Raw genomic sequence first — 16,744 nt, 5'->3', positions numbered from 1 at the left:
TTCCGGGATGGTCCGAAGGACCAGACCCGGAATCTCGGGATTCCGGGTTCGATGCTTCGCATCGCCCCGGAATGACGGCGTGAAAAGCTTACGGCCGCGTCGACATGTTGCCCGGCGGGCCCGGGGTTCGGATCGGTTCGGCGAGACGCGCGAATTCGCAGAGCAGCGAGCGCGTCTTGCGCGGATCGATCACCTCCTCGACCCAAAACTTCTCGGCCGAGCGGAACGGCGAGCGCAGCTTGTTGAGGCGATCCTCGATCTCGCGCAGCTTGGCGGCGGGATCGCTGGCCGCGTCGATCTCGGCCCGATAGGCGGCCTCGATGCCGCCCTCGAGCGGCAGCGAGCCCCAATAAGCCGACGGCCAGGCATAGCGCATCGAGAAGCGGTTGGCCGGCTGATGCACCACGCCGGCAACGCCGAAAGCGTTGCGGATGATGATGGTGCACCACGGCACCGTGCTCTGGTTGACCGCCGCCATCGCCCGCACGCCGTGCCGGATGGTCGCCGACTTCTCCGCCTCAAGCCCGATCATGAAGCCCGGGCAGTCCATCAGATAGACCACCGGCAGATGGAAGGTTTCGGCGAAGTCGACCCAGCGCACCACCTTCTGGCAGGCGTCCGCGGTCCACGAGCCGCCATAGTGGAACGGATCGCTGGCGAGCAGCAGCACCGCCCGGCCCTCGATGCGCGCCAGCCCGGTGATCACAGGCCGGCCGAAATTGGCGGCGACCTCGAAGAACGAGCCCTTGTCGACGACGGCCTCGATGATCGGCCGCATCTTGTAGACCTGCCTGCGGTTGCGCGGCACCGCCTTCAACAGCTGCTCCTCGGCGCGTTCCGGATCGTCGGTGCAGGGAATGGTCGGCGGCAAATCGTAGACCGACGACGGCAAATAGGACAGGAAGCGCCGCGCGTAGTCGAACGCCTCCTCCTCGGTCTCGACCGCCTGATCGATCGCGCCGGCGCGGGTCTGGATGTCGGCGCCGCCGAGTTCCTGCTTGGTCAGATCCTGGCCCAAGCGTTTCACCACCGGCGGGCCGGCGACGAACATCGCGGAGCTCTTGGTCATGACCGAATAATGCGTGGCCGCCAGCCGCGCCGCACCTAAGCCGGCGACCGAACCGAGGCCGAGGCCGACCACCGGCACGCGCGCCAGATTGGCGGTCGTGTACCAGTACCAGCGCGTGCCACCGACGCCGCCTGGCAGATTGGCGGCGCCCTTGGTCTCGATCGTCTTCACCGAGCCGCCGCCGCCGGAGCCTTCGATCACGCGAACGATCGGCAGGCGGAAATCATGCGCCATCTCCTCCGCCATCAACGGCTTGGCGGAGATCGATGCATCGGCCGAGCCGCCGCGCACGGTGAAATCGTCGCCGACCACCACCACGGTGCGGCCGTCGACCCTGGCGCGGCCGAACACGCAGTTCGCCGGCGTCAGATGCTTGAGTTCGTTGCTCTCGTCATATTCGGCGATGCCGGAGATGGCACCGACCTCGTGGAAGCTGTTCTGGTCGACGAGCTTGTCGATGCGCTCGCGGACGGTGAGCCGGCCCTGGTCGCGCTGCCGCTTGACCTTGTCAACGCCTCCCATCTCCCGCGCGAACGCTTCGCGCCGGGCGAGGTCGTCGAGTTCCGGCTTCCAGTTCATTCATTGCCTCCGTCTTGATCATTTTGTTGTTATGGGCGGCCACCGATAGCGACTTGCGTTCGATCCGATTGCTGAAGATATCGCCGTCGGCGCCTTCGAGCAGGCTGCCGAGCGCGGCGGCGAGTTCGACCATCTGCGGCGCGACCTCGCGGTGCAGCCGCTCTTCGTCGTACATCGCCGAGAGCAGGCCGATCGTGGTGACCACATAGGTCTGATATTGCGGCGACCACAGCGGCACCGCGACGCCGTTGATATGCGGGCTCCAAAGGCCGCAGGCGACGACGTAGCCGTGCTCCTGCAGGTGACGGCGGTTGGCCTCGATCCGCGGCGTCAGCATCTTGGCGCTCTCAGGCAACTCGCCTTCCATCTCTGATATCAGCGCGTCGCCGATCGCGGGATCGAGCGCGGCCGTGTAGGCGTGGCCGGCGGCGGTGGTCGCCATCGAGATGCGGCTGCCGGTCGCCTCATGCAGGCCGAGCGCGTTCGCCGCGCGGGCAAACTCCAGATAGACCATTTGAAAGCGGTCGGGGATCACGAAGCCCACCGTGCCCGGCAATTGATCGGCGACATCCTGCAGGCGCAGCCGGATCAGATTGCGCAGCTGCAGCCCCTTCATCATCGTGGTGCTCATCGCGACCGCACTCGGACCGATCCGATACTTCTGATCGCGCGGCAGATAGACGAGCTGTCCCATCCGCGTCAGCGTGTGCGTCAACCGCGACACCGTCGAACGCGGCAGGCCGCAGCGGTTCGAGATTTCGAGATTGCCGAGCCGGGCTTCGTGCCCTTCGAAGCACCGCAACACATCAAAGGCGCGCGACACCACCTGGATGACATCGCCATCGCCTGTCTCGCTGGCGAGCATTCCCTGCCTGCTAAGTCGTTCCGAGCGCCGTCCCATTTGTTTTGGCTCCATTCCGTCCTGCGGAATAAAATTCCACTTGCAGATGAAGCTACCTCAGGCAATCTGCCGCCACAACAAAAAGCCGTTCGCCGGATGAAATTTCCGCAAGACGGTATCGGAGAGTGGAATGCCTGAGATCAAGATCGTGACCGAAGTTGCCGGGCGCGTTTGCGCGCTTCCTGTCGAGGCCGGCACCAGCATCGGCGATGGCGACGAGATTGCGTTCGTCGAGGCGATGAAGATGGAAATACCGGTCACATCGACGGCAGCAGGCAAAATCAAGTCGATTCTGGTCAAGATCGACGACGTCATCGCCGAAGGCCAGGCGGTCGCGATCGTCGAGACCTGAGATCTCGCAACCTCCGGCCAGCCGCGACAATCTGTCCGGTGATGCAGCGGCCGAAATCGGCGGCCTGCGGCCAGGGCGGCGTTGCCATCGCCGGATCGCGATGCAATCATCCCGCCCGGAAAAGTTTCGCACAGCGAAACAAAGGGAGGGATTATGATCCATCGGCTGATGGCGCTCGCGCCTGCCGCGCTTGCCGGCCTGTCACTCGTCGCTGCCCTGCCCGCCTCGGCCGAGGACATCAAGCTGCCGCCGACCATGGCGGTGACCGCCTATGACACCGGCACCGCCGGCTTCAACATCGCGGTCGGCGTCGGCAAGATGATGAAGGACAAATACGGCACCGACGTCCGCGTGCTGCCGGCCGGCAACGACGTCGCGCGTCTCGCACCCTTGCGCGCCAAGCGCGCGGTCTCGTCGGCGATGGGATCGGGGACCTATTTCGCGCAGGAAGGCGTGTTCGAGTTCGGCGCCAAGGAATGGGGCCCGCAGCCGTTGCAGCTCATGCTGTCGTCGGTCGACTGCAATTGCGGAGCGCTTGGCGTGGCGGCCGATGCCGGCGTCAAGGAAATGAAGGATCTGCGCGGCAAGCGGGTCGGCTTCGTGGTCGGCTCGCCGGCGCTGAACCAGAACTCGCTGGCGATGCTCGCCTTCGGCGGCCTCACCCAAAGCGACGTCAAGGTCGTCGAGTTCGCAAGCTATGGCGCGATGTGGAAGGGCCTCATCAACAACGACACCGACGCCGCCTTCGGCACCACGATCACCGGCCCTTCCAAGGAGGCCGAGACCTCGCCGCGCGGATTGATGTGGCCGCCGCTGCCCGCCAGCGACAAGGAAGGTTGGGCGCGGGTGAAGAAGGTCGGCTCGTTCTTCTTCCCGCAAACCGCAACCTGCGGCGCCGGCATCTCGCCGGACAAGCCGATCCAGCTCGGCAACTACCCCTACCCGATCTTCGTCGCCTACGCCGCGCAACCGGCCGACCAGATCTATGCGATCACCAAGGCGATGATCGTCAACTACGACGCCTACAAGGATTCGGCGCCCGGCGCCGGCGGCCTCAGCGCCGACCGTCAGACCAAGAACTGGGTCGTCCCGGTGCATCCCGGCGCGGTGAAGGCGCTCAAGGAAGCAGGCTACTGGAGCGACGAGCAGGACGCGCACAACAACGCACTTTACAAGCGCCAGGAGGTGCTGGGCGCGGCCTGGACGGATTACGGCAAGTCCAATCCACCCTCCGATGAAAAAGCCTTCCTCGACGGCTGGATGAAGGCGCGCGCCACGGCGCTTACGAAAGCCAATATGCCTAATGGCTTCGACTAAAGGCGGTTAGGCTGCCGCGATAACAAGATCACCGAGAGGGAGCGCGATGTCCGACGGCGCGGCCGCGATGGCGAAGAAGGTCGAGTTCGACGATCCGCATCTCTCCGCGGCGGCCGACCTGCAGGAATCCGAGGTCACGCGCGTCCGCACCTTGCGCGGCGCCTGGCGCTGGGCCCTGCTGGTGGCCACTGCTGCGACCATCCTGCTGTGCGTCAATCAGCAATTCTCGCTGCGCTTCTTCATCGATTACACCCAGCTCAACACCGAATATTTCTATGTCCTGATCGCGCTGATGCTGCCGTTCACCTTCCTGATCTTCCCGGGAAGCGAGCAAGCGCCGCTTGACCGGATTCCCTGGTACGACCTGCTGCTGTTCGCGCTGACATTCGGCTCGGCGATCTGGCTGATGGCCAACATCCGCAAGGCGGCGCAGGCCGGATGGGAGTTCGATGGCGCGCCGACCAATGTCATCGTAGCCGGACTGATCATGTGGTTCGTGCTGATGGAGGCGTTGCGCCGCACCGGTGGCTGGAGCCTGCTGCTGAGCGTGTTGCCGTTCACGCTCTATCCGTTGTTTGCCGACGCCAGCTGGCTCGGCCCATTCCGCGGCACGCAGTCGACGCTGCAGCAAACCACTGCCTATCACATGCTCTCCGGCGAGAGCCTGCTCGGCATCCCGATCCAGGCCTTTGCCGACACGGTGATCGGCTTCCTGGTGTTCGGCACCGCGCTGATGATGACGGGTGCCGGAAAGTTCTTCATCAATATCGCGTTCGCGATGTGCGGCACCTTCCGCGGCGGCGCCGCCAAGGTCTGCGTGTTCGCCTCGGGACTGCTCGGCACCGTCGGTGGCAGCATCGTCTCCAACGTGCTCACCGCGGGCACCATGACGATCCCTGCGATGAAGAAGACCGGTTTCACGCCGTCCTATGCCGGCGCCATCGAGGCCTGCGCCTCGACCGGCGCGGTGCTGGCACCCCCGGTGCTCGGCGCCACGGCGTTCGTAATGGCGCAGTTCATGAACACGAGCTACGCCGACGTCGCACTCGCCGCGACCATCCCCTCAATGCTCTATTATGTCGGCCTGTTCGCGCAAGTCGATGCCTACGCCGCCCGCCACAAACTGGAAGGCATTCCGCGCGCCGAGCTGCCGCGGTTCCGCGATGCCTTTATGGAGGGCTGGTATTATCTGTTCGTCATCGTCGTGCTGGTGGTGATGTTGCTCTACTTCAAGCGCGAAAGCCACGCGCCGTTCTATGCCTCCGCCCTGCTCGTGATCCTGCACCAATGGTCGGGCCCGGCGCCGTGGAAGGCTGGCAACACGGCGGTTCTCGCCCTGTCGGTCGCGGTGACGGCGCTGATGCTCTGGTTCGACGTGCTCAACGCCGTGCTGTGGGGAATGTGCCTGCTTGTAGCACTCAACGAGTTCTTCCCTGGCAAGAACTGGGGCGGCGCCCGCTGGCTGCAATTCCTCGAGCTGAACGGCAAGACCTTCGTCGAGTTGATCGCGATCCTCGCCGGCTGCGGCCTCCTGATCGGCGCGTTTTCGCTGACCGGCGTGATCTCGAGCCTCGCCAACGATCTGCTCAGCATCGCCGCCGGGGATGCCTTCCTGCTGCTGATCATGTGCGCGATCACCAGCCTGATCCTTGGGCTCGGGCTGACGACGACGTCCTGCTACATCTTCCTCGCTATTCTTGTCGCCCCCGCGCTGGAGAAGCTCGGGCTGAACAAGATGGCCGTGCACATGTTCATCTTCTACTGGGGCATGCTGTCCTCGATCACGCCCCCGGTCGCGATCGCCTCCTTCGCGGCTGCCGGCATCGCCGGCGCGCCGGCGATGAAGACCGGATGGGAATCGATGTGGGTCGGCAGCATCATCTATTTCATCCCGTTCTTCTTCGTGCTGAACCCGGCCCTGCTGCTCCAGGGCAGCAATCCCTATCTCGAGGCGCTCGGGCTGACCGGCCTTGCCTGTTTGGGCATCGTCTTCATCTGCGGCGGCATTCAGGGCTACCAGGCCTATGTCGGCGACCTGCGCAGGGCCGGCATCGTGGAATGGCCGCTGCGGGTGCTGCTGGTGATCGGCGGCTTTGTGATCGCGACGCCGGGCGGCGGCATCAACCCGCTGTCGCAGCTGCAGGTGACGCTGCTGGGGCTTGCGATCCTCGCCCCGACCATCCTGATCGCGCTGGTGCTGGTGCGCCGCCAGCCGCTGGTTGCGAACCAGTTGCGCGCGCCCTGATTGCGTTGCACAACAGGAGGCGATGAAACAATCGCCTCCGCCTGTCACCGCCAGCACCGTCAACTGGTCCAGCTCGAAGCCGCCGCTGCTGCGGTTTCTGCACACGTGTTACGCAGACTTCCTTCCGGAGGCCGCCGGCGCGGTCGCCGATTACATCCCCGAGCTCGGCAAGGCCGACCCTGCCCATTTTGGCATCAGCCTCGCGACGCTCGACGGCCATGTCTACGAGGTCGGCGATACCAGGGTGCCCTTCACCATCCAGTCGATGTCAAAACCGTTCGTGTTCGCACTGGCGCTGGACACGCTGGGCGCCGAGCGGGTGGAGAGCGTGATCGGCGTCGAGCCGTCGGGCGACCCCTTCAATTCGATCCGGCTCAACGCCGACAACCATCCGTTCAATGCGATGGTCAATGCCGGCGCGATCGCCTGCTCCGGCCTGCTCCACGCCGACAAGGGCGACGGTGCGTTCGACTTCATCCGCCAGGCGCTCGGCCGCTTCGCCGGCCGCGAGCTCGGCGTCGACGAAGCGGTCTACGCCTCCGAGAGCGCCACCGGCGACCGCAACCGGGCGATCGGCTATCTCTTGCGCACCAACAGCGTGATCACCGAGAACGTCCCGGCGGTGCTCGACGTCTATTTCCGGCAATGTGCCATCCTGGTCACCGCGCGCGACACCGCGGTGATGGCCGCAACGCTCGCCAACCGCGGCATCAATCCCGTGACCGGCGAGCAGGTGGTCACGCCCTATGCGATCGCGCGTACGCTCTCGGTGATGACGTCGTCCGGCATGTACGACTTCGCCGGCGAATGGATCTACCGGGTCGGCATCCCCGCCAAGAGCGGCGTCGGCGGCGGCATTTTGGCGGCGCTGCCGGCGCGGCTTGGGCTCGGCAGCTATTCACCAAAGCTCGACAAGCACGGCAACAGCGTGCGCGGCATCAAGGTATGCGAGGCACTGTCGTCGCATTACGACCTGCACATGCTGAACCGCAGCGACGACGCCCGCCACAGCATCATCGCCGACTACAATATCGGCAAGAACCCGTCACGGCGGGTGCGCCGACCGCAGGAGCAGGAGATCCTGGCGAAGCACTTCCAGGAGGTGCGCGTGATCGAGCTGGTCGGCACGCTGTCGCTCTCCAATGTCGACTATGTCTCGCGCCGCCTCGCCGGCAGCCCGCGGCCGGAGTTCGTGATCTTCGATCTGCGCCGCGTCACCGCGACGACCCGCGCCGGCGCCCGGCTGGTCGCGGAAGCCTTCCAGGAACTGGCCGAGCTCGGCGTCACCGTGATCCTCTCAGGCATCAAGCGGACCTCGCGCGAATGGACCACGATCAGCGAATGGACCAACCGGCTCGGCAATATCAGGGATTTCTATCTGCTCGACACCGCGATCGAGTGGGCGGAGGACCAGATCGTCTACCGCTATGGCGGCTCGATCGACTTCCTCGAGACGACGGAGCTTGCCGAGCAGCCGCTGCTGGCCGGACTAAGTGAGCAGGAGATTGCCGATCTTATCCCGCTCTGCACGGTCAGGACCTACCAGCCGAATGAGCAGATCATCGCCGCGGGCAGCGAGGCGACCTCACTGTTCTTCCTGCGCAGCGGCGTGGTCCACGTCACCCTGCCCGACGGCATCCGCCTTGCGACGCTGACCGCAGGCATGGCGTTCGGCGAGATGGGACTGCTGGAGCCGAAGCGGATCGCGGACGTGGTCGCCGACATGTCGGCGACGACCTACGAAGTGACGATCAAGGATTTCGAGCGCTTCCGCGGGCAACATCCGCGCGCCGGCGAGCGGATCATGCGCAACCTCGCGCAGATTCTCGCCGAGCGGCTGATCCTGGCGAATGCGAAGGTCGATCTGCTGACGTCGGGGTAGATTCCAATCACGCAGCGAGAGGACTCGTACAACTCCGTCATGCCCGGGCTTGACCCGGGCATCCACGTCTTGCTGCTGACCGTGAAGAAAGACGTGGATGGCCGGGTCAAGCCCGGCCATGACGTCGGAGGGTGCATGCGCTCCGGTCTTCGCGCGCGGCGCCTCAGCTCACCACTTCCGTCACCGGCTGCATGTCGATCTCGAACGTTTCGAGAAACTTCGACGTCATGATGTAGAAGCCGACCGAGAGCTGCAGCTCGATCAGCGCGGCCGGCGTCAGCATCGCCGCGATCGCCTTGAAGGTCGCGTCGGTCGGTTTCTTCAGCTTGACGACCTCGTCGGTGAAGGTAAGCGCCGCGCGCTGCACCTCGGTGAAGCAGGTCGCGGACTGCCAGTTGTCCAGCGCCGCGTTCTGCTCGTCGGTGACGCCGACATTCTTGCCGATGCGCTTGTGCGCGACGATCTCGTAAGGCGCCTCGCAGAGAATGCCGGTGCGCGTGATCGCAAGCTCGCGCACGATCGGATCGAGCTCGCCCTTGTGGCGGATCGCACCGCCGAGCCGGCAGTATTGTTCGAAGTAGCTCGGCGAATGCGCCATCATGCGGAAGATGTTGGCGTTGCGGTTCTTGTCGAGGATCTCGCGGGTGCGCGGGTTTGCCTTCGCGGGATCGGAGTAATCGATACGGGCCATTTCCTAACCTTGATCTTGCCGTCGTTTCTGTCGGGTTCCGAAACACTAGAGCCTTTTCCGTTCCGATGAAATCGGAACGGGGCTCTAGATCCTTGTTTTGACGCGTTTTCTTCACGCGAACCGGTATCCACTTCGCTCGAAAACGCTCTGTACGGGCGGCCGTCGCAGGAGCAACACGCGCGAGTCAAATTGCCGCCGCATTCCGAGACAACCTTGTCACAGTCGATATTCGCTGAGTGGGGACTCATCAAAAGCGGATGCTCGACGCGGGGTGTTCCGAGTACAAAAATCTGGCCGTCTAGCGCGCTTTCAGCGCAACGATGAGTCACGCCCAAGTCTAGGGGAAACGCATGAAGGAAGCCACCAAGAGGGCGGCCTCGGAAGCGCTTGCGCAAATGCTGGCGGTGACGGCAATGCTCGTCATCGCCAGCTTTGTCTTTTACTGGCACTAATATCCGCAACTATGAGGGGCGCGAGCGAACCAATTCAGCCTGGTCTTGCGTTCTGATCGGATCGTTCAGCCCCTCATTTCGTCTTCGCGAAATATGGAACCAGCCGTCCCGCAAATTGCGTGAAACGCGCGGAAACCTTGTCGCCGATGGCGAGGTCGTGGTCGCCATGGGCCATCATGCGAAAGCCCTCGTCGGCATCAACAAGCAGGATGTTGTAAGGCACATGCGCCCGCGTCGCCGGTGTCGCGGCACGGCAGACCAGCGAGGCCGCATACACCGTCCCTGCCCCGCTCGCGCGATGCTCGGCGAGATCGGACGCGCCGCACGCCGCGCAGAAGCTGCGGCGGAAATATTGCCGCGCGCCGCAGGCGTTGCAGCTCTGATAGACGATGGCTTCCGCGCCTTTGGTCCAGTCCGCGATCGGTCCGCTCATCGCACGCGCTCCAGGAACATGCTGACATGCGACGACAGCACGCCGCCGTCGCCGTGCAGCAGCGCGACCGAGGCGTCGCGCACCTGACGGTTTTCTGCGCGGCCGGTCATCTGCAGATGGGTTTCGACCAGATGCGCCATTGCGCCGCCGACGCCGCAATGGCCGTAGCTGAGCAGCCCGCCATGGGTGTTGAGCGGCATCTCGCCATCTTGATTGAAACAGCCGGCGCGCACCCGCGCCGCCGCCTCGCCACGCCCGGCGAAGCCGAGGTCCTCGAGCAGCATCGCGAGCGTGATCGTGAAGCTGTCGTAGACCGCCGCATAGCGGACGTCCGAGATCGCGACGCCCGACGCCGCTTTCGCCTTCGCGATCGAAATCTCCGCGCCAAGCTCGCTCAGCGCCGGCGCGGCCGTGACGTGCTGATGGGTGTGTGCCTGGGCGCAGCCGCGGACACGGACCCGCCGCTCACCGGTCGGCTCGCGGCTGATCACGCAGGCCGCACCGCCGTCGGACACCGGACAGCAGTCGAGCAGTTTCAGCGGCATCGCCACCGGCTTCGAGGCCATCACGTCGGCAACCGTGATCGGCTCGTGGAATTGCGCGCCGGGATGCATCAGCGCGTGCTTGCGCATCAGCACGGCGAACTCGGCGAGGTCTTCTTGCGTGAGGCCGTATTCATGCATGTAACGCGTTGCGACCAGGCCGTAATAGGCTGGGATCGTCGGCCCCAGTGTCACCTCGTAATCGGGGTGCCCGACCTGGGCCAGCGCCTGGATCGAGGCGTCACGGCTCTGCCCGGTCAGCCGGTTCTCGCCGCCGACCACCAGCACGTGTTTTGCAACGCCGGCGTCGACCAGGTGATGCGCCAGCATGGTCATCGCAAGCCCGGTGGCGCCACCGACCTGCACGGCGTGGGCGTAGGACGGGCGGATGCCGAAATGCTCGGCAAACACGGTCGCCAGCATGATGTGCGGCGAGACCGTGGAATAGCCGCAGAGGATGCCGTCGATCTCGGAGCGCTTCAGCCCGGCATCCGATATCGCAAGCTCGGCCGCCTTGCTCATCAAGTCGAGCGAGGATGAGCCCTCATGCTTGCCGTAGGGTGTGAGGCCGACGCCGGTGACGAAGCTCATCTGTTCACCTCGATCCGCTGTCATTCCGGGATGGTCCGAAGGACCAGACCGCAGATGCGCGATTGCGCATCGGGGAATCTCGAGATTCCGGGTTCGATGCTTCGCATCGCCCCGGAATGACGGGTTAACATCAATACGACTTCGGAAGGCCGAGCACCTTCTCGCCGATGAAGCTGAGGATCAACTGCGGGCTGATCGGCGCGATGCGCGGGATCAGGGATTCCCGCAAGTAACGCTCGACGTGATATTCCTTGGCGTAGCCGAAGCCGCCATGGGTCATCACCGCTTGCTCGCAGGCGTGGAAGCCGGCTTCCGCCGCGAGATATTTTGCCGCGTTCGCGGCGGGGCCGCAGGGCAGGTTCTGGTCGTACTGCCAGCCGGCGCGCAGCACCATCAGCCAGGCGGCCTCCAGCTCCATCCAGCACTTCGCCAGCGGATGCTGGATCCCCTGGTTCATGCCGATCGGGCGGTTGAACACGATGCGGCCCTTGGCATATTCCGACGCCCGCTTCAGCGCGATCTGGCCGAGCCCGACGGCTTCGGCCGCGATCAGGATGCGCTCCGGGTTCATGCCGTGCAGGATGTATTCGAAGCCGCGCCCCTCCTCGCCGATGCGGTCCTCGAGGGGGATCTCGAAATTCTCGAAGAACAGCTCGTTGGAGTCGACCGGCTTGCGGCCCATCTTCTCGATCTCGTGCACGGTGACACGCTTGCGGTCGAAATCAGTGTAGAACAGGCTCAAGCCGTGGGTCGGGCTGCGCACCTCCTCCAGCGGCGTGGTGCGCGCGAGCAGCAGGATCTTGTTGGCGACCTGCGCGGTCGAGATCCACACCTTCTGGCCGTTCACGATATATTTGTCGCCCTGGCGCACCGCGCGGGTCTTGAGCTGCGTGGTGTTGAGGCCGGTATTCGGCTCGGTGACCGCAAAGCAGGACTTGTCGCGGCCGTCGACGATCGGCGGCAGCATGCGCTGGCACTGCTCCCTGGTGCCGAACACTACCACCGGGTTGAGCCCGAACACGTTCATGTGCACGGCTGACGCGCCGGACATGCCGGCACCGGATTCGGAGATCGTCCGCATCATGATGGCAGCGTCGGTGATGCCGAGGCCGGAGCCGCCATATTCCTCGGGGATGCAGATGCCGAGCCAGCCGGCATCGGCCAGCGCGCGGTGAAAGTCAGAGGGATAGCCGCCTTCCTTGTCCTTCTTCAGCCAGTAGGCCTCGTCGAAGCTAGTGCAGATCTTTGCGACGGCATCGCGGATCGATTCCTGGTTGGCGGAGAGTGCGAAATCCATCTGTCGTGCTCCTATGCCTTCACCGCTTTGGCAACGCCGTCGCGCACCATCGCCGCGATCTCATCGGTGGAGTAACCCGCCTCCCGCAAAATCTCCGCACTGTGCTCGCCCAGCCGCGGTGCCAGCCGGCTCGGCTCGACCTTGGTCTCCGACCAGCGTGCCGACGGCGTCATGCTCCGAATGCGGCCTTCGGTTGGATGATCAATCACGGGGAAGACGCCGGTGGCAACCATATGCGGGTCCTGCAGCAGGCTCTCGAGATCGTGCATCGGCATCACAGGCACGTCGGCCTTTTCGAGGATCTCGTTCCACTCGGCAGTCGCTTTGGTCAGCAGGATGCGCGCGAGCTCGGCGTACACGACATCGATATTGCTGGCGCGGCCGGCGAAGGTCGCGAACTTCGGATCGCTGCGCAGATCGTCACGCCCGGTCGCCTTGAAGAAGTTCTCCCACTGCTTGTCGTTGTAGACGATCACGCAGATATAGCCGTCGAGCGTCTTGTACGGCCGCCGGTCCGGCGACAGATGGCGGGCATAGCCGCCCTTGTCGAGCGGCGGATCGTAGGTCAGGCCGCCCATGTGGTCGCCCATCACGAAGCCGGCCATGGTCTCGAACATTGGAATGTCGACGCGCTGGCCCTGCCCGGTCCGGTCGCGATGCACGAGGCTCGCGCAGATCGCACCGACCGCGGTGAGGCCGACGATGCGATCGACCAGCGCGTTCGGCACGTAGCGCGGCACGCCGTCCGAGGTCTGCGCCATCAGCGCCGGCAGCGCGGTCGCGCCCTGGATCAGATCGTCATAGGCGGGCTTGGCGGCATACGGTCCCTCCTGGCCGAAGCCGAACACGCCGGCATAGATCAGGCGCGGATTGACCTTGGCGACGACGTCGTAGCCGAGCTGCAGCCGCGCCATCGCCTGCGGGCGCACATTGTACACCAGCACGTCAGCCTTCGCGATCAGCCGCAGCACGGCCTCGCGCCCCGCCGGCTTCTTCAGGTCAAGGCAGACCGAGCGCTTGCTGCGGTTGGTATTGAGGAACACCGGCCCCATGCCGGGGTGCCGCGTCGGACCGATCTGCCGCGTCACGTCGCCGTCAGGCGATTCCACCTTGATAACGTCGGCGCCGTAGTCGCCAAGCATCTGCGTGGCATAGGGTCCCATCAGCACGGTCGTCATGTCGACGACCTTGATACCCTGCAGTGGTCCCATCGTCCTGTTCGCTCCCGGATGTTCTGGTTACGGAGCTAGTAACGGGAGGTCTTTGCCGAGATCAACCGGCGCCAGGCGTATGGGCGTATGCGCGGCGGCGGCCGAACGGTTTCCGCGCGGCGGAACGGCGGGAAAACCGTAGCGTGTCCACCGCCCCTAATGTTACTGCCCCGTCATCGCCTCGCGCGCTTTCAGGAGCTTTTCCAGTTCCGCATTCTGCTGCTCGAGGCGGTCGGCGATGCGCTCCTCGACTTCGGCGCCCGCAGCGCCTGCGGCCTGCTCGATCAGCTGCCTGATGTTGTCCCGGAGGATTGCGATGCGATTGTTCACTTCCGACAGTGACAGAGACGTCTCGATTCCCATGGTCCGTTCTCCCGGTGACAGGCACAGGCAGCTTAGCGCGGCGGGAGGCAGCGGCCTATCCCTTAGCCTATCCCTTGGCCTATCCCTTTGGCCATCATCTCCCGCAGCGAGGTCTTCAGCACCTTGCCATAATTATTCTTCGGCAGGGCATCGAGATAGACGTAGCGCTTCGGCCGCTTGAAGCGGGCGATCGAAGCCAGGCAATGCGCGTCGAGCTTGCCGTCGTCGGCCGCGACGCCGTCCTCCAGCACGACGCAGGCGACGACGATCTCGCCCCATTCGGCATCCGGCACGCCGATCGCCGAGACCTCGCGGACATCGGGATGGGTCAGCAGGGCTTCCTCGACCTCGCGCGGATAGATGTTGGTGCCGCCGGAGATGATCACGTCCTTGGAGCGGTCTGACAGCGTCAGGAAGCCGTCCGCATCGAGCCGGCCGACGTCGCCGGTGCGCAGCCAGCCGTCCTTCAGGGTCTCGGCATTGGCCTTCGGGTTGTTCCAGTAGCCGAGCATCACGGTTGCGCCCTTGACCTCGATCTCGCCGGTCTCGCCCGCCGGCAGCGGCTGGCCGCCCTTGTCCGTGATGCGCACGGTGACGACGCTCTGCGCCGTGCCGACCGAGGCCAGCCGTTCGAGATAGCGCGGGTGATCGCTCTGCCGGTGCCAGTCGCGCGACAGCGCCGTGATGGTCATCGGCGACTCGCCTTGGCCATAGATCTGCACGAAGCGCTGGCCCATCGTCGCCATCGCGTCCAGGATGTCGGCGGTATACATCGGCCCGCCGCCATAGATGATGGTGCGCAGCCGCTCGCCATTCTCGCCGCGCTTCCTGGCGGCATCGACGAGGCGGCGCACCATGGTGGGTGCGGCGAACATCACGACGTTATCGAGCTGGCGGCCGAGGTTGAGCACCTCATCCGGATCGAAGCCCCCGGATTGCGGAACGACGTGACGGCCGCCCATGCGGACATGCGGAAAATTGTAGAGGCCGGCGCCGTGCGAGATCGGCGCGGCGTAGAGCGAGGCGTCGTTCGGCGTCGCCGCATCGACGTCGGCGAGGTAGCACAGCGACATCGCGACCAGATTGCCGTGGCTCAGCATCACGCCCTTGGGACGGCCTGTCGTGCCGGAGGTGTAGAACAGCCAGGCGAGGTCGTTGACTTCGCGCGGTAGCGGCGCGGGCGCGCCCTCGCCGCTTCGCATCGCCTTGTAGGCAGCGTTGTCGACCGACAGCATGGTCATGCCGGCGGGGCAATCGGACTTCGCCTCGCTCAACGCATCGATCGTGTCGTCGGAGACGAAGGCGAGCTTCGCGCCGCCATTGCCACAGATCCACGCCGCCTCGCGGCCATGCAGTTTTGCGTTGATCGGGATCGCGGCGGCGCCGATCCACCAGATGCCGTAGAGGCATTCGAGATATTGCGTGCAATTCGTCGCAAACAGTGCGACGCGGTCGCCGGCGGCAATCCCGTGATCGTGCGCCAGCGCCGCCCCGATCGAGGCGGCGCGGCGGGCAAAGGTTGCATAGTCGGCGTCGAGGTCGAATCCGGTCAGCAGCGCCGGCGCGGCGGGACGCGCCCGCGCCGTCGCCGCCAGCCATTCGGCAACGTTCAAGCTACTTCGCCGGCTCGAGGATCGAGACGTAATTGGCGACCGCGGCGCCGCCCATGTTGAAGATGCCGCCGATCTGCGGGTTCTTGAGCTGCATGCCCTCGGGCGCTTGTCCCGTGAGCTGCATTGCGCTCATCACGTGCATCGAGACGCCGGTGGCGCCGATCGGATGACCCTTGGCCTTGAGGCCGCCGGACGGATTGACCGGCAGCTTGCCGTCCTTCTGGGTCCAGCCCTCCATGATCGCGCGCGCGCCCTGGCCCTTCGGCGTCAGGCCCATCGCTTCATATTCGATCAGCTCGGCAACCGTGAAGCAGTCATGGGTTTCGACGAAGGAGAGATCGGACAGCTGCAGCCCGGCCTTCTGCAGCGCGCGCTGCCAGGCGGTGGTGCAGCCTTCGAACTGCAGGATGTCGCGTTTGGACATCGGCAGGAAATCCTGCGCATGCGCAGTGGCGCGGATGTTCACCGCCTTACCCATGGTCTTGGCGGTCTCGGCATCGGTCAGCACCAGCGCGGCGGCGCCATCCGACACCAGCGAGCAATCGGTGCGCTTCAGGGGACCCGCGACGAACGGGTTCTTGTCGCTCTCGGCGCGGCAAAACTCGAAGCCGAAATCCTTGCGCATCTGCGCATAGGGATTGGCGACGCCATTCTTGTGGTTCTTGGCGGCGATCATCGCCAGCGCGTCCGACTGGTCGCCATACTTCTGGAAATAGGCCTGCGCGATCTTGCCGAACACGCCGGCGAAGCCGCCGACGGTGTCGCCGTCCTCCGGCAGATACGACGCCTTCAGGAGGTTCTTGCCGATCTCCGGGCCCGGCGTCCGCGTCATCTGCTCAACGCCGACCACCAGCACGATCTTCGCAGCGCCCGCTTCGATGGCGCGAATGCCCTGATGGACGGCGGCCGATCCGGTGGCGCAGGCGTTCTCGACGCGGGTGGTCGGCTTGAAGCGCAGCGCCGGATTGGCCTGCAGCACCAGCGAAGCCGTGAAATCCTGCGGCGAGAAGCCGGCGTTGAAATGGCCGAGCATGATCTCGTCGACGTCGGACGCAGCAATGCCGGCATCGGCGAGCGCCTCGTTGGCGACCTTGACGACGAGGCTCTCGACGGTCTCGGCGTCGAACTTTCCGAATGGCGTATGCGCCCAACCCACGATGCTGGCTGCTGTCATGGCCGTATCTCCCTGTTCCTGTTCAGGGAGTT

Annotated in this window: 14 protein-coding genes; 4 read left to right on the top strand and 10 right to left on the bottom strand. The window is 65.0% G+C overall.

What is annotated here, in order from left to right; translation table 11 throughout:
- Positions 1-88: 88 nt before the first annotated feature.
- Positions 89-1,648, bottom strand: a complete 1,560-nt coding sequence (locus tag G6P99_RS20125) for an acyl-CoA carboxylase subunit beta (protein WP_029078653.1) — start codon at positions 1,646-1,648, stop codon at positions 89-91.
- Positions 1,578-2,549, bottom strand: coding sequence for an IclR family transcriptional regulator (locus G6P99_RS20120; protein ID WP_029078652.1), 972 nt, complete (start codon positions 2,547-2,549; stop codon positions 1,578-1,580). Before G6P99_RS20120 ends, G6P99_RS20125 begins: the two co-directional genes overlap by 71 nt.
- Before the next feature lie 130 nt (positions 2,550-2,679).
- Between G6P99_RS20120 and G6P99_RS20115 the strand changes: the two genes are divergently transcribed.
- The 4 genes from G6P99_RS20115 to glsA all read left to right on the top strand — a co-directional run bounded on the left by G6P99_RS20115 (position 2,680) and on the right by glsA (position 8,345).
- The gene (locus G6P99_RS20115) at positions 2,680-2,901 is read left to right on the top strand and encodes an acetyl-CoA carboxylase biotin carboxyl carrier protein subunit (RefSeq protein WP_029078651.1); all 222 of its coding nucleotides are present in this window, start codon (positions 2,680-2,682) and stop codon (positions 2,899-2,901) included.
- A 153-nt stretch (positions 2,902-3,054) separates the two neighbouring features.
- A complete protein-coding gene (locus G6P99_RS20110; protein WP_165123226.1) occupies positions 3,055-4,218 on the top strand; it encodes a TAXI family TRAP transporter solute-binding subunit in 1,164 nt (387 codons plus the stop codon).
- 46 nt (positions 4,219-4,264) lie between these two features.
- Positions 4,265-6,463 (top strand): TRAP transporter permease, encoded by a 2,199-nt coding sequence (locus tag G6P99_RS20105; RefSeq protein ID WP_205751504.1) that lies wholly within the window; start codon positions 4,265-4,267, stop codon positions 6,461-6,463.
- 22 nt (positions 6,464-6,485) lie between these two features.
- A complete protein-coding gene (glsA, locus tag G6P99_RS20100) occupies positions 6,486-8,345 on the top strand; it encodes a glutaminase A (protein WP_165123224.1) in 1,860 nt (619 codons plus the stop codon).
- Between the two features lie 163 nt (positions 8,346-8,508).
- Here glsA and G6P99_RS20095 read toward each other — a convergent pair whose 3' ends face one another.
- From G6P99_RS20095 to G6P99_RS20060, 8 genes are all read right to left on the bottom strand, one after another.
- Complete coding sequence (locus G6P99_RS20095; protein ID WP_029078647.1) at positions 8,509-9,036, bottom strand: carboxymuconolactone decarboxylase family protein; 528 nt, start codon at positions 9,034-9,036, stop codon at positions 8,509-8,511.
- Positions 9,037-9,561: 525 nt separating this feature from the next.
- A complete protein-coding gene (locus G6P99_RS20090; RefSeq protein WP_029078646.1) occupies positions 9,562-9,921 on the bottom strand; it encodes a Zn-ribbon domain-containing OB-fold protein in 360 nt (119 codons plus the stop codon).
- A complete protein-coding gene (locus tag G6P99_RS20085; protein ID WP_029078645.1) occupies positions 9,918-11,054 on the bottom strand; it encodes a thiolase family protein in 1,137 nt (378 codons plus the stop codon). Before G6P99_RS20085 ends, G6P99_RS20090 begins: the two co-directional genes overlap by 4 nt.
- Positions 11,055-11,184: 130 nt before the next feature.
- A complete protein-coding gene (locus G6P99_RS20080; RefSeq protein ID WP_029078644.1) occupies positions 11,185-12,351 on the bottom strand; it encodes an acyl-CoA dehydrogenase family protein in 1,167 nt (388 codons plus the stop codon).
- An 11-nt stretch (positions 12,352-12,362) separates the two neighbouring features.
- A complete protein-coding gene (locus G6P99_RS20075; protein WP_029078643.1) occupies positions 12,363-13,562 on the bottom strand; it encodes a CaiB/BaiF CoA transferase family protein in 1,200 nt (399 codons plus the stop codon).
- A gap of 162 nt (positions 13,563-13,724) precedes the next feature.
- A complete protein-coding gene (locus tag G6P99_RS20070) occupies positions 13,725-13,925 on the bottom strand; it encodes a hypothetical protein (protein ID WP_029078642.1) in 201 nt (66 codons plus the stop codon).
- A 62-nt stretch (positions 13,926-13,987) separates the two neighbouring features.
- Positions 13,988-15,538, bottom strand: coding sequence for an AMP-binding protein (locus G6P99_RS20065; protein WP_165123222.1), 1,551 nt, complete (start codon positions 15,536-15,538; stop codon positions 13,988-13,990).
- A 1-nt stretch (position 15,539) separates the two neighbouring features.
- The gene (locus G6P99_RS20060) at positions 15,540-16,712 is read right to left on the bottom strand and encodes an acetyl-CoA acetyltransferase (RefSeq protein WP_029078640.1); all 1,173 of its coding nucleotides are present in this window, start codon (positions 16,710-16,712) and stop codon (positions 15,540-15,542) included.
- Positions 16,713-16,744: the final 32 nt, after the last annotated feature.

Origin of the sequence: Bradyrhizobium sp. 6(2017) (genome assembly GCF_011058295.2) — a bacterium.
In the GTDB taxonomy this organism is placed as follows: Bacteria; Pseudomonadota; Alphaproteobacteria; order Rhizobiales; family Xanthobacteraceae; genus Bradyrhizobium; species Bradyrhizobium septentrionale.
The sequence above is the reverse complement of the archived record's forward strand: the minus strand, read 5'-3'. Positions and strand labels throughout refer to the sequence as shown.

What these genes read in the sequence shown, in the direction of transcription:
- G6P99_RS20115 (WP_029078651.1), top strand. Translation starts at nt 2,680, where the DNA reads ATGCCTGAGATCAAGATCGTGACCGAAGTTGCCGGGCGCGTTTGCGCG.
- G6P99_RS20105 (WP_205751504.1), top strand. Translation starts at nt 4,265, where the DNA reads ATGTCCGACGGCGCGGCCGCGATGGCGAAGAAGGTCGAGTTCGACGAT.
- G6P99_RS20125 (WP_029078653.1), bottom strand. Translation starts at nt 1,648, where the DNA reads ATGAACTGGAAGCCGGAACTCGACGACCTCGCCCGGCGCGAAGCGTTC.
- G6P99_RS20120 (WP_029078652.1), bottom strand. Translation starts at nt 2,549, where the DNA reads ATGGGACGGCGCTCGGAACGACTTAGCAGGCAGGGAATGCTCGCCAGC.
- G6P99_RS20110 (WP_165123226.1), top strand. Translation starts at nt 3,055, where the DNA reads ATGATCCATCGGCTGATGGCGCTCGCGCCTGCCGCGCTTGCCGGCCTG.
- glsA (WP_165123224.1), top strand. Translation starts at nt 6,486, where the DNA reads ATGAAACAATCGCCTCCGCCTGTCACCGCCAGCACCGTCAACTGGTCC.
- G6P99_RS20070 (WP_029078642.1), bottom strand. Translation starts at nt 13,925, where the DNA reads ATGGGAATCGAGACGTCTCTGTCACTGTCGGAAGTGAACAATCGCATC.
- G6P99_RS20095 (WP_029078647.1), bottom strand. Translation starts at nt 9,036, where the DNA reads ATGGCCCGTATCGATTACTCCGATCCCGCGAAGGCAAACCCGCGCACC.
- G6P99_RS20090 (WP_029078646.1), bottom strand. Translation starts at nt 9,921, where the DNA reads ATGAGCGGACCGATCGCGGACTGGACCAAAGGCGCGGAAGCCATCGTC.
- G6P99_RS20075 (WP_029078643.1), bottom strand. Translation starts at nt 13,562, where the DNA reads ATGGGACCACTGCAGGGTATCAAGGTCGTCGACATGACGACCGTGCTG.
- G6P99_RS20080 (WP_029078644.1), bottom strand. Translation starts at nt 12,351, where the DNA reads ATGGATTTCGCACTCTCCGCCAACCAGGAATCGATCCGCGATGCCGTC.
- G6P99_RS20060 (WP_029078640.1), bottom strand. Translation starts at nt 16,712, where the DNA reads ATGACAGCAGCCAGCATCGTGGGTTGGGCGCATACGCCATTCGGAAAG.
- G6P99_RS20085 (WP_029078645.1), bottom strand. Translation starts at nt 11,054, where the DNA reads ATGAGCTTCGTCACCGGCGTCGGCCTCACACCCTACGGCAAGCATGAG.